The sequence below is a fragment of the Ruania rhizosphaerae genome, from assembly GCF_009805705.1.
GTDB lineage: Bacteria > Actinomycetota > Actinomycetes > Actinomycetales > Beutenbergiaceae > Ruania > Ruania rhizosphaerae.
In genome coordinates this window covers 1-13,279 of the sequence record NZ_VSMB01000013.1, presented here as the reverse complement: position 1 = coordinate 13,279, position 13,279 = coordinate 1, and the positions used below count along the sequence as shown (strand labels likewise).

6 protein-coding genes and 1 pseudogene are annotated in these 13,279 nt (G+C 66.9%); 3 read left to right on the top strand and 4 right to left on the bottom strand.

The window, feature by feature from the left end:
* Positions 1-115: 115 nt before the first annotated feature.
* Both FV560_RS16080 and FV560_RS16075 read right to left on the bottom strand, forming a co-directional pair.
* Positions 116-4,978 (bottom strand): SdrD B-like domain-containing protein, encoded by a 4,863-nt coding sequence (locus FV560_RS16080; protein ID WP_159622585.1) that lies wholly within the window; start codon positions 4,976-4,978, stop codon positions 116-118.
* Between the two features lie 167 nt (positions 4,979-5,145).
* Positions 5,146-7,545, bottom strand: coding sequence for a LuxR C-terminal-related transcriptional regulator (locus tag FV560_RS16075; RefSeq protein WP_159622584.1), 2,400 nt, complete (start codon positions 7,543-7,545; stop codon positions 5,146-5,148).
* A 235-nt stretch (positions 7,546-7,780) separates the two neighbouring features.
* Between FV560_RS16075 and FV560_RS16070 the strand changes: the two genes are divergently transcribed.
* From FV560_RS16070 to FV560_RS16060, 3 genes are all read left to right on the top strand, one after another.
* Positions 7,781-8,929 (top strand): glycosyltransferase family 2 protein, encoded by a 1,149-nt coding sequence (locus FV560_RS16070; RefSeq protein WP_159622583.1) that lies wholly within the window; start codon positions 7,781-7,783, stop codon positions 8,927-8,929.
* Between the two features lie 86 nt (positions 8,930-9,015).
* Positions 9,016-9,234 carry a hypothetical protein gene (locus FV560_RS16065; RefSeq protein ID WP_159622582.1) on the top strand — a complete coding sequence of 73 codons (219 nt, stop codon included), beginning with the start codon at positions 9,016-9,018 and terminating at the stop codon, positions 9,232-9,234.
* Between the two features lie 185 nt (positions 9,235-9,419).
* On the top strand, positions 9,420-10,334 hold the full coding sequence (locus FV560_RS16060) for a glycoside hydrolase family 16 protein (RefSeq protein ID WP_159622581.1): 915 nt from the start codon (positions 9,420-9,422) through the stop codon (positions 10,332-10,334).
* Between the two features lie 204 nt (positions 10,335-10,538).
* Here FV560_RS16060 and FV560_RS16055 read toward each other — a convergent pair.
* Both FV560_RS16055 and FV560_RS16050 read right to left on the bottom strand, forming a co-directional pair.
* Positions 10,539-11,971 (bottom strand): annotated as a pseudogene (locus FV560_RS16055) (IS1380 family transposase).
* Between the two features lie 294 nt (positions 11,972-12,265).
* On the bottom strand, positions 12,266-13,279 hold a 1,014-nt coding region (locus tag FV560_RS16050), incomplete at its 5' end, for a hypothetical protein (protein ID WP_235020178.1).

The window sequence follows — 13,279 nt, the reverse complement described above, 5'->3', positions numbered from 1 at the left end:
GGGTGTGAGGTGGATCCGGTCCCAGACCAAGCAGGGGAGCTGGTCTGGAACCGGATCCGTGCGACGGTCACCGCTAGGGGGCAGGTGCGGTTTCCGCCGATCATGGGCGGTGCTGTCAGTCGATCCGTCCCTTCCGGAATCGGAGTGTCACCAGCACCGCACCGGTGATCGCGGTCAAGGCGGCGAGTGCCGCGAGGGCGCCCATTCCGTCGGCTCCGGTGGTGGGGAGCTCGTCGGGCGGGCTGGCACAGGCATCGTCCTGCAACACGATGCCCGCACCGGTGACGGTGGCGACATTCAAGAAGCCCCCGCTCTCTCCCGCACTCCCGGCGGGTGGGCAAGCCATCGTGGCTACGCTCAGCGCAGACTCCGCGATCGTTCCGGTCACGATGACAGTGTAGACATGTATTGCTCCGCCTGGGAGAGGGACTGACGTAGCGATGACCAGATCGTTGCCCGTTCCCGTCCATGCAGGGTTCACCTGGGCGCCGTCGGGAGCTGAGGTGACCTGGGCGTCCGTGACCTCGATCCCGTCGCCGTAGTGGAGCTCGTCGGCCAGATCGTAGACGGTCTCGTTCTCCCCCGGGTTGGCGACCTCGATCTGGTAGGTGATCGTGTACTGGCCGTTGGCGTCCAGGTCCGGACCGTGCGCGATGGTCTTGTCCATCACGATCACCGCCGGCTCGGGGCAGACCACATCGTCAGCACTCAGGTCGTTGTGCCCGATCACTGCCTGGTTGTTCAGTCCGGCGCTCTCCCGTGACCCTGGCTCGGGGCACGTGAACGCCGCCGTCACCGACTCGGGATCGGACGGGTCAGCGACGGTGACGGCCACCTGAACCTGGTAGGAGTGCACAGCACCGGCATCGAGCGGTACATCGGCGGCGATGAGCGAACCACCCAGCTCAGCCTCGCTTCCAGTCCAGGAATCGTTGACGTCCACACCGTCCGGAGCGGTCGTCACCCCGGCGCTGAGCACCTCGACGTCATCGCCGAACAACAGCAGGTCGACCAGATCGTACTCGCCGGCCATGCCGCCGGTGTTGGACACCTCAAGGCCGTAGGTCACCAACCAGGTGCCATCGCCCTGCGGTGCGGGAGATCCGGCGTCCACCGTCTTGTCGATCACCAGCTCCGGCGGCGCTGCGCACGCGTCGTCGTCCTCGGTCGCACCCGCCTCGCCGGTCAGGTGCGAGACATTGAGGAACGCGCGTGCCTGTGGGTCGGCATGGTCGACCACACCCACGCCACACGTGGCTGGGTCGACCCCGTCGACGGCATCGGCGAAGTTCAGCGGCACGTCCGCCAGCACGGTCAGCTCGTAGACGTGCGGGGTGTATCCCTCATCGTCGGTACCTGGCATCACGACCTCGGAGGCGATCCGGGTGTTCTCCTGACCGTTCCACACCGGGTCCGCCAGGGTCACCCCGTCCGGGGACCCGGTGACGGCGGAGCTCACCACCTCGATGCCCTCGCCGAAGTGCAGCTCGTCATCCAGGTCGTAACCGACGGGCTCCACACCCTCGTTGCTCACCTCGATCTGGTAGAGGATCTCCCACTGGCCCTCACCCGTCGGCTCGGCCGAGAGGAGCTCCTTGTCGTGGGTGACCTCACCCACCTCACGGCACTCATCGTCATAGTCGCGATACCCGTTGAATGAGGTGGATGCTTGGTTGTACAGACCCGTAGCCTCATCAGCGTCGAACGTGGCCTCGTCCCGGCAGGCCGACGGATCCGGCGCCACATCGCCCTCGGCACGCTCGGGCAGGTCGACGGTGTAGCGGACGGTGACCTCGTAGGTGTGCACGGCACCGCCCTCGATCGGCACATCGCCGACGATCAGATCGTCGATCACACCGTCATAGGCGGCGTTGAGGATCGTGTCGGCCGGGTCGAGCGCAGTTGTCTCGATCGAGCCGTCCACGATCTCGATACCTTCGCCGAAGCGCAGCGGATCGGTGAGATCGTAGGTAGTGGACGCACCGGTCTCGTTCGTGACGGTCAACCCGTAGGTGATGGTGTACTCACCCGGGTTCGTCTCCGGATCCACGACAGCGGGTTCGCTCGTGACGCTCTTGTCGACCACGACCTTCGGCAGCTCACCGCACTCGTCGTCGACGAACTCGCTGTGATTGTCCGGTTCCATGGTGGCCTCGTTGAACAAGCCGGTCGTGGGAACCTCGTCGCCCGAGGTCTGGCCCTCCCGGCAGGCGAGCTGCTCGGCCTCCACGAGAGCTTCGTTCGTGTCGGCATCTGCCTCGAGCGCGACCGTCACGCGGAGCAGGTAGACGTGCTCGCTCTCGTTCTCCACCGTGGAGCCAGCCGTGATCGGCTGACCCTCGGTGATCACGCGCATGTCATCGACGCCGTCCCAGTCCGGGTTCAACGCCGCACCGTCCGGACCCGAGACCACCTCAGTGTCGGTGACGATGATGCCGTCGCCATAACCGGTGAGGTCATCGGTGAGGCCATACGCGCCGTCGATCGCGCCGGTGTTCTCGGCGATCAGCTCGTACTCGAGTACCCAGGTGCCGTCGTCCTCGGGAGACTGGGTCGGCCCGGAGACCGTCCGCTTGTCGAACTCGTAGTCGATGTTCGAGTAGCCGAAGTCGATGGTGTGGTCGTTCTCCCCGGGACCACCGGTGGTGATCGCGGCGAACGGGAACCACCCATCAGCGGTCTCCTCGACCAGACCATCGGAGTCGTTGCGATCGGCGTCCACCGAAGCGCCGTCACCGGTGTCGGGCACCGTCGGATACCAGTTCTCCAACGGACCACCAGCCGCGTAATCATCCGGGTTGTCCACCCCGACGACGTAGTCGGTGTTGGTCGCCAGCTGGTACGCCTCGTCGAAGGAGGAGAAGTAGTACTCGCCTCGCGCGTTTGTCGTCGTGCTGTTGACGAGGGTCCGGGTGCCGTCCCCGGCGACCTCGTACAGGTTCACTGTCGCGCCCTCGACCGGTGTCTCGTCCGGATCCTGCACGCCGTCGTTGTCGACGTCGTACCAGACGTAGTTGCCGATCTCGATCGGGGCGGCCGACGCGAGCACGGTCGCGTTGCCGAGGCCGTTGCCCTTGGACGTCACCGTGGTGCCGCTGGTGCTCCGGATCAACGCTCCCGCCGGGTCATAGGCCGCACCTGTGTCCTGGAAGAGGCGTCGGGTTCCTTCCTGCAGGCCGGCGTTGGCGACGTGGATGCCGGTGGTCATGATGCCGTCCGGGCGGCTGGGCATCACCACGATCGATCCGGTCGCTTCGTTGTCCTGGTTCAACGGCGTGTAGCCGGTGTCGAAGTACCGGAGCCCGCCCGGGCCCAGGTCTCCTTGGAGCGCCCCGTTCCCGACGACGCCGTCATGGACGCCGTTGTTCTCCAGCGTGAACGTGCCATCCCCGTTCGGGGCGGCGATGAAGACATCACCCTCCGACCGCTCGTGCTGGACGAGCCGATCGTCACCGTCCGCGGGATCACCGGAGGCGTAGGTCATGATGCCGAAGACGTCCCCGGAGAGGTCGCGCACACCGAGTACGAGGTCCCCATGCAACACCTGGGCCGAGGCCACGACGGGTTGCGCATAGAAGACCCGTACCCTGCCCGCAGTACCGTCGACGATCCCGGGTGTGCCACCGCCCGAGTCACCGTTGAGGTAGTCGTCCAGCGACGTCGCCCACGGCACGAAGTGCTCCGTGAAGTCCTCGCGCTGGAAGTCCAGTGGGAAGTCGAGAACTTCAGTCAAGGTGCCAGGGGCGTCGTCGTCGAAGGAGTAGACGTATCCGTGCAAGTCGGTGTAGTCCTGCGTCGACTCGGCCGTATCGGTCGCCGTCAGGTACATCGTCCCGGTGAGCGGGTCCACCGTCACGCCGTACGGGCGGACATCTGAGCTATCCGGGAAGTAGGCGTCGAGCTCGAACTCCTCGACCGCCGCCGGCGGAGCCGCGGGGTCACCTCCGGTGTCGATCCGGATCAGGGAGCGGTTGTGCAGATTGACCACGAACAGGTAGCGCTCGTCCGGGCTCATCGCCATCAGCCCGAGGCCAGCACGCCCCACGTTGTTCCACGCCTGGGCATCGCGGCTCCAGTCGTAGTCCGGGTTGTCACTGAACACATTCGGACGTAGGCCGTCCGGGTCCGACGGATCTGCTGCAGGATCGGGTCCGCCGAGGTCGATGCCGTAGTCGGTCACGTCCACGTACACCTCAGCGGACGCCGTCGGCGCTGTCCAGTCCGCGCCGTCCGGGTTCACGCGGTAGATGGCGCCGATGCCGCCAGGACCGAAGCCCACGTGGCGCCGCAGGTAGGCGGCCGCGAAGGCCGTGGGAATGTCATCGGAGGACTCTGCGCGCACCATCGCCGAACCGTTGGTGGCCCCGATCTCACTGAACGGCACCACGCCGCTCTGCGGTACCGGTGAGTCACCGTTCTCTGCCGTCCAGTTGATGACGGCGGAGCCGGGCAGATCGGCGGAGGCGCCGTCGGAAACCCCGGCCTGCAGCACAGGGATGTAGACGAGCGGGTCGTTCTCCACATAGGCCGTCGGCACGTGGAAGGAGAAGTCCACCCCATCGACGCCTGCGCCATCGGTCACCGTCACGAACTGCACGGTGGTCCCGTTGGACGGGCCTCCAGCGCGACCGACCGCGGTGGGCTGCCACTGGTCCCACTGCGGGCCATCCGGGAGGTTCGCCTCCACTCGCCACCCGGGAGCGTCCGAGGTCACCGCGAGTGCGTAGGTCCCGTCCTGGGCGGTGGTGACCGGCCCGGCCACGTTGCCGTCGGCGTCATAGGCGACCACCTCGATCCCTGCGAGACCGTCCTCGTAGGAGTCGAACGTCCCGTTGGCGTCGTAGTCCTGCCAGACAGAGCCGGTGATCTCGTCCCCCGTGGCCGCTGTCGCAGCTCCGGCTACAGCGACCATCATCGAACCGACCAGGGCCGTTGTCGCCGCCACAGCGGCCGTTTGCCGGCCGATCCGTCGTTCCATGTGCACGAATTAGTCCTCCCCCGCACCCGGCGGTGCACTCGACGGGCGGCACACAACAGCCGCCCGCAACCCATCCAACTCCGCACCCAGACGCAGGGCCAGAGTCACCCGGGGTGAAACGAGGGTGAAGCGAGGGTGAGACGGTTGTGGCCACACACTGAGACGGGTCAGGTCAGCGGGACGAGCCTCATCGCCTGCGCCACCCGGATCGCCTCCGCCCGGGAGGACACCTCCAGTTTGCGGTAGAGCGTCCTCAACTGGGACTTCACCGTGTTCGGCGAGACGTGCAGCTCCCCCGCGAGTCGCCGTACCCCTTCAGTCCGGACGAGCCGCTCGAGCAGGAGGCGCTCACGAGTTGTCAGCGTGACGGGCGCCGTCACCGCGCGCAGCATGTCACGCGTGGACGTCAGTTCAGTCAGAAACTCATGCGTCACCGGATCCAGCACCAGCTGCTGTCCCTGTGCGATCAGCCGCCCGAACTCGTCCAGGCCCTGTCGTGCGAACGGCTGGCGCTGACCGTTGCGGGCGGCGGCCGCGAGCGCCGATTCCAGCACACGGTCCGACGCACGCGCCGAACCCACCCCGCGGTGGGCGATCGCGAGCAACACGTTTCCCCACGCCGTATGCCTGCCGAGGTGCCCCTCGTGCCCCGCAACAGTCCGCTGGATCCGGAGGAGCGCTGCAGCGTGCGCACCACTGTCGATCTCCGCGCGAGCACGCAGCAGCTCGACGTCATAGCGATGGTCTGGTTCGGGATAGTGCTCTGCCAGCAGCTCCAGCGCCGCAGTCGGATCGCCGCTTGCTGAGAGAGCCTCGGCACGGGCCACGATCAGCATGCGCTGCTCAAACCCGGAGAGTTCACGATCGGCAAGTGCCGTCTGCATGACCTGGGTGTGGGTCAGCGCTACCTGCGGGCGGTCCAGGAGGGTCAGTGCCATCGCCTGGAAGCACCAGGCAAACAGGCCGATCACCACCGGGTCCTCGAGCGTCGCGGCACCGGTGTCATCTGCACATGCCTCGAGCAATGCCGTCACGTCGACAGCACGCACGGCTTTGACGAGCTGAGCCAGCTGCGAGACCTGCCGCCAGGCCGATGCCTGATCGCCAGAGCGTGCGTATGCTCGCCGCCACCAGCTCGACGGGTCGGCTCCGAGGATATGCACGAGCCCCTCGAGCTCGGCCGCCATCGCGCCGAGCTGCGTCTGGCCCGCCTCCCGCGCGAGCCGGGCCGCGGAGGCGGCATGCTCGCCCGTCATCGACAGTGCCCCAGCCGACATCGCGCTCAGCGCGGCCTGCAAGGTGATGGCCGCGCGGGTAGCACCGGGATGAGGCAGATCGGCCAGGACCCGGCTGTGCAGGGCGTGAGCGTCGTCGTGGCGACCCACCACCCGCAGCGAGACCGCATCGAGTGCGGTGACCATCGCGTGCCCGGCAGCATCGAGCCGCTGGTCCGGGCGGACACGCGCGAGCAACGCATTCGCTGCGTCCCGGTCGGCGCCGGTCACCAGCCCGGGATGCCCGGCGTGGGTGATGTCGAGATGGGCTCGCGCTGCTGCCACAAGCAGGCGGGGATCGGCATCGGGGGCGAGCCCACTCATTCGTTCTCGTACGTGCACCGCCGGTAGCTCCGCGAGATCCGCCCAATGGCGGGCCATCAGGGCAGTCCGCTCACCCTCGAGGAGCGGTGTCTCGAGCACCGCGATCGCATCGTCGAGCGCGCCGGCGTTCGACCACCGATCGACCAACGGCTCGACGAGTTCCCAGTGCCTGGACGCGGCGAGATCGGTGCCGACCCGGCGGCGACACGCGTCCCTGATGCCTGGAGCGAGGGTGAGGCGGCCCTGCGCACCATCGGCGATCAGTCCGCCGTCCCGCATGGAACGCAGCGCAGCCGCTCCCTGCGCAACCCTCGCCCACAACGACTCCATCACGGAGAACCTCAGCTCACCGCCGAGCGCAGCGATCAGCGATATCTCCCACAGCTCCCACGGGACCACCCCGCCGGATGACGCGGCCGAAAGTTCAGCCATGGCGTCATCACAGCCGCGAGCCAGTGCCTCAGGACCGTACGTCCCCCATGCTGCCGCCCGGCGGACGACGGCGTCCACCACCACGGCGTAGCCCCCCGTGGCGGTCACAACATCCGCCGCGTCACCCGCCGACAGGTCAACGCCCAGGTCACCCGCCCACGCGCGAACATCGTCCGCCGTGAACCCCAGATCGTGGGCCACCACCGCGACTTCGGGGCGAAGCGGACCGGTACGAAGCCCTTCCGGCCAGCCGTACGGGCTGACGACGACGAGGATGGACGCCGGCCAGCACCGGCGGCAGGCGAGGATCGACTCAGCATCGTGGGCTCCGCCGTCGTGCAGTCTGATCACGACCACGTCCGGGTCGCCGGCAACGGCAGCATCCACGGGTCCAGGGATCGCCCGGGCGGTGCTCCACCACAGCGCCTGCCGGTCAATCCCCTCGAGCCACTGACGCACGAGCGTGGCCCGGCCGCTCCCGTACGGGCCACCCACCATCGCGACTGAGCCGGGACCCAACTGCTCCAACTTCGACACGAGCGCACCGCGACGGAGCCTTCCGGAACGGTTGTCCACCGAGCATTTCCTCATCTCGAGTCGATCAGCGGCAGCCGGGCCACCCACCGGCGTGATCGCAGTACCGCAGGGAGTATACGACCGTCCAAGTAGCGACGTGATCGAGGTCATAACGCGCGTGCGTCATCACGATGGCGACCCCTTCCTCTCACAGGCAGCGACTGAACACACGCCCAGACCTGAAGAGAAGGACCCCGTGACCACGCTCGCCCCGCCCCCCACGGCCACGCTCCCGGCCGGCAAGACCGATGACCGGGCACAGATCGCCGCACGGCTCGCCGCGCCGACCGAGGCACGCCGGATCGTGGTGCTCATTCCCGCCTACAACGAGGCCGGGTCGATCGCGGCGACGATCGACAGCATCGCGCAACAATCCGTGCTGCCAACGGCGACCGTGGTGGTCGCCAACAACTGCACCGACAGGACCGAGGACGTCGCGCGCGAGCACGGCGCCCTGGTGTTCCTCGCCGAGCCGAACAAGGACAAGAAGGCCGGTGCGTTGAACATGGCACTCGAGTTCGTGGTGCCGTTGCTCGAAGACTCCGACGCAGTGCTGGCGATGGATGCCGATACCACCCTCTCTGAGACATTCATCGAGATTGCCTCCGAGCGACTGACGGGGAACGTCGGCGGAGTCGGCGGTGCATTCATCGGTCGCGAGTGCCGCTCCACCGTCGGCTACCTGCAGCGCATGGAGTACTACCGCTATCGCCGCGAGATCGTGCAGCGAGGCGAACGGGCCTTTGTACTGAGCGGTACCGGGGCACTCATCAGCGTGGAGGCACTGAACGCCGTCAAGTCCGCCCGCGACGGCGAGACCCTTCCGGCCGGAACCTCCTTCTACGACACCTTCAGCCTCACCGAGGACAACGAACTCACCTTCGCCATGCTGGCGTGTGGCTACCAGTGCCTGTCCCCGGTGGAGATGACCACGACCACCGATGTGATGGAAACGCCCTCCATGCTGTGGCAGCAGCGCCACCGTTGGTACCTCGGCGCGCTGCGGAACCTGCAGGCCTACGGCTCCCGCATGCCCTGGCACATGCGCTGGGTGTACTGGCGCCAGCAGGCGGGCTTGGCGCTCTCCGTGCTGGCGGTCGCTGCGCACGTGCTGCTCGTGGCGATCCTGCTCGGACTGGGGACGTTCTCGCTCTCGCCGTGGTGGACGGGCCTGGCCGCCTGCATCCTGCTGGCGAACATGGCGATGATCTGGCGGATGGGCCGGCGTGCCCGGATTCTCACTCTCACCGTGGAACCGTTCTACAACGTCTTCCTGCTTCTCATCTTCTGCGCCGCAACGTTCAGCTTCCTCTCAGGAAGGAAAGGAGAGTGGGTCCACACGTGAGCACCTGACGCGCAAGAAGAGCACTGACGAACAACAAGACAGCGACACACCCACCATCATCACGAACGAAGGAGCGACGTCTCTCGATGTACAGCGGCCCTGCCAACTCAGCAACACTCGCCGCAACAGGATTCGGACTCACGGCCACCACCGGTCTCTACTGGTTCCTCGCCCTCGTCGCCATCGGCGGCGCACTGGCCGTGGCCGGCAAGCTCACCACCCGGGTAGCACTCGAGCCGGTGCAAGGCGCCGACGGACAGCACCGGTGGCACGTGACCCGGAACGGACGCCCGATCGGGCACTAGAAGACCTTCTCCGGCGGTCGTGGCCACGGCCTCTCCTTGCTGCCACGGCCACGACCACCGGGCTCTCGCTGGAACGAGCATCAGGCATGCACTGACCGCTATACGGACGACCAGGTGCGGGGAGGGTGGCGGACCGACACACTGAACGGACCGCCAACCGCGATCCGCTGAGGAGTCGATCCGTCATGACCCGCCGAACTCGCCTGGTCGCCGTGGTCGCGACCGCTCTGGTCCTTCCCGCCGCCGCGATCGGGGCTGCTCCCGCGCAGGCGGGCACCGCCTCAGTGCTGATGGAGGACTGGGACGCCTCACCCGACCACTTCATCACCTACGACCTGGCGCGCAGCTCCTCCGACCCCGGCACGTGGGACCCCTCGGCAGAGGATGACCTGGCCTTGCGGCTGGAGCTGCCGAAGAACGCGACCGCCGGACCGGGCGGGGGCGCCTACGGTGAGTCCTACGACCGGTTCCTCTACGGCACCTTCGAGTCCCGGCTGCGGACGGCCGACTGCTCGGCTCAGCCGGACGCCGGTGTGGTCACCGGCCAGATGTTCACTTACTTCCACGATGGCTCCGACTCCGACGGCGACGGCCTGCCCGACAACAGCGAGATCGACTTCGAGACCCTCTGCGCGCAACCCGAGGTCCTCTACATGACCGTGTGGACCGACTACCGTCCCTCCGACGGCGCCCAGAGCCGGGTGATGCGTGCCGTCAATCTCGCCACCGGGCAGATCCTCTCGACCTGCCACTACGAAGGCTTCGGCGGGCACTATTGCGACCCGATCTCGGGTGCGGAGGCGCAGCCGGCGAGTATCCCGGCGGTGCCCGGTTTCGACTCCTCGGCCGAGTACTACGAGTACGGCTTCACCTGGGAGCCGGATCGCGTGCACTTCTGGATCGTCGTCGACGGCCAGACGATCACCCTCTGGGACTACCAGGGCCCGAGCGACCGGATCCCACACGTGCCCGCCTACCTGCTGCACAACGTCTGGCACACCGACGGTTGGTGGCCCGAAGGCAACCCGGACGCCGTGGAGCGTCCGCGCGTGCGCGATATCGCCGCGCACGTCGACTGGACGCGCATCACGCCGCTGTGAGGTTCTCATCTTCCGATCCACTGCGAGCGGACGTGTTGCCATCCGAACGGGCCATCCCCGGGCTAAGCCTCGATCCACCGATCGATGGTGAGTTGTGGTGATGGCAGCGGGCGCGTGTGGATTCGGGGTCGTGGGCGTGTAGAAGTTGCCAGTCTGTCCGGCCTTTCCACTGTGTCCTTGGGTCGTAGGGGCTGAGGCGTGGGGTCAGGTAGGCACGGCCTGGAGGCCAGTGACAGCGCGGTAAAGCCGGATCCCGGCCTGTTCCCAGGGCCAGCGGCGAGGTAGGTGCAGGTGCAGGTGCAGGTGCAGGTGCAGGTGCAGGTGCAGGTGCAGGTGCAATCGTCTCGCGGAGGTCGATCCGGGCGGGGATGTTGATGAGCTTGCGGCGGATCGTCGCCGTCGTGGCCCGCAGCAGCGAGGGCGCCTGGGTCAACGTGGCTGCGGCGCGGGTGAGGTTGAAGGCCATGACGGCACAGATGAGCCAGGCGGCATTGGCGGTGAACACCCCGAGGGCAGGTGGGCCAGCGCCGAGGCCTTCAGATCGGCATTGACGTTCTCGATGATCGCGTGAGCGCGGTGGACTTGATCGGCGGTGACAGTGTCGCGCTCGTCGGCGTCGGTGGTGGTGAAGAAGGCGTGGAAGCGCCAGGTGTCGAACAGTGTCTGCTGACCCTGGCTGTTCTTGGGGTGAGATCAGGGATGCGGCGAACCACGAGGCGGCCGGGGACCTGCTCGGCCTTCTTCTTGGAGGAGAACGCGGTGAAGGCAACCTCAGCCCGCGAGACCCAGCTGCCGGTGATTTCGTCGTAGATCGCATCGGTGTATCTGATCGGTGTCCAGGCCTGGTCGCTGATCGAGGCGAGGGCGCGTTTGACGGCCGGGTCCATCCGCACGGTGATCGAGACTTGCGCCCCGGTCTGCATCACGGCGCTGACCATGGCGTGGGAGTAGAACGCCGAGTCGGCCCGCACCAGTACTTCTCGCCCGGCCAGGTGGCTGCGGCGGACCAGGGCCAGGGTGTCGGTAGCAAGCCGGGCAGCCCCACGCGGGGACCCGGCCGAGCCTTTACGCAAGCGCTGAGCGGCGATCACCGGGGCGATGTGATCGGTGGAGACGACCGCGAGCAGCGCGTTCAGACCCCGGATGCCGGAGTGGCCGAAGGAGGCGCCCTGCTTGGCGTAACCGTGGACCTCGATGATGGTGTCGTCGATATCGACCATCACCGGGCCGGCCTGCTCCGCGGTGCCGAGCAGACCGGTGTGCTCGGCGAGGTTCAGCAGCAACCGTGAGGCCACAGCGTCGCCCTGGCGGACGTGCCCAAAGGTGAAGGACCGCAGGAACTGCCCCAGTGTCGAGGGCGCATAGCCGCGGTCGAAGACCTTACCCATCCCGCCGTGGCGCAGCAGCGCCATGCCATCAATGCTGTCGGCATCGGCGACCATGCCAGCCACCAGCGAGGACAGCTTCAAACCTGGGTTGGCGCCCTTGTCGCTGGGCACGCTCAGCCGCTCATCGGCAAGGGTGCGCAGTCCCGCCTTGCGGGCCAGGGCCATCAACGGAACCAAGCCAGCAGCCGACACGAGATTCGGCTCGTCGAAGGTCGCAGACCTCACGGGGCGGATGTGAGAAAGTTGCACCTACGAGATGCCCTTCTTGAACTGGCGATACGGACCCTAAGCAAGTCCTATCTTCCCAGGTCAGAGGGGCATTCTCGCGTTCCCACGCCTGCACGCAACGCTCACCGATCGGTGGATCGAGGTTAAGGTCACCACCAACAGAATGAGAGGGATCCGACATGCCAACTGGCACGATGCGACTGCACCTGCGCCTGGTGCAAGGAGCCCGAGTGAACCAGTACTCCAGCCACTCCTGCATGCAGATCCCCGCCTGCTCGAAGCGCGACTAACCTTGCAGCCAGCGTCGGACCGGGCTTACCTCAAGGACACCGCGGCGTCGACAAAGTCACGCATCGAGAGCGCATACGCCTCCTGAAGTGTCCGGCAGCGCTCGCGGAACTCCGCGTTCAGCGATGCGCTTCCAGCGAGATCAACCTCCAGTTCTTCGGCGACTCGGCGCACCGATGCGCTTAGAGCACGTACCAGGAGCAGGCCCCCTAACTCCCACAACGCTACCCAGGTGTCACGTTCGTCTGGGGTCATCGTGAGATACATCCCGATCCAAAGTCGCCGGCCGCGCAGCAGACGCCACTTCCCTTCCCCACCCTCGTGGACCTCGTCCTCGGCCGTCGCGCCGTAGACAGTGACCAGAGGGCTTCGGCGACCTGCGAGGCCTGCGGCACCAAGGACATCTTCGGCTAAACGCAGGGCTTCCTTCTGAGCGCGCCGACTGGCACCCATGAGGCCGCCGAAATAGGCGTCAAGATCATTCGCCGCCTCATCCGTCGCGGACGTTTCCAGTTGCTGCCAGCCCGCGACCGCGCTGAGCCGCTCTTCGAGCACGTATGCCGAGTTCTCCAGCGGGAATGACGGCGCGGCCGTCGCGAACCGCTGCGCCTCCTCGGCGAAACCGGCGAAGCGGAAGGCGGCAGGGATGGCGTCCGCGAAGACCCAATGGGTAAGCGCCCACACCTGGCGGCGATTCAACGTCGAATCGTTCGACGGTTGCTGAGCGTCAGGGCCCTGCAGTACAAGAGTCGTCAGGGACAGGTTGTTGAGGTCGTCGCGAAGGCTCTCCGCCAGGAGTTCGGCATCGCCTTCGTCGAGCCAACGGTGATCGGCCAGGAGAAGCGCCACGTCCCAAGCCTCGTCGGCGACAAGGTCATGCTCGGAGAGCAAGTGCCGCATGATGTGGGCTCTGGCCGACTCCTGCCCCTTGGCGGTTTGCCAATCGTTGCGATAGCTCTTGTGTTCGGAGTCCATGAACCCCCGGGCTGAACCGCACTGGGTTCGGTGGAGACTCCTGAGCTTGGAAGCGAGGATGGAGTC

Excerpts from the sequence above, each read along its gene's own strand:
- FV560_RS16065 (WP_159622582.1), top strand. The coding sequence starts at position 9,016 with ATGTACAGCGGCCCTGCCAACTCAGCAACACTCGCCGCAACAGGATTC.
- FV560_RS16080 (WP_159622585.1), bottom strand. The coding sequence starts at position 4,978 with ATGGAACGACGGATCGGCCGGCAAACGGCCGCTGTGGCGGCGACAACG.
- FV560_RS16060 (WP_159622581.1), top strand. The coding sequence starts at position 9,420 with ATGACCCGCCGAACTCGCCTGGTCGCCGTGGTCGCGACCGCTCTGGTC.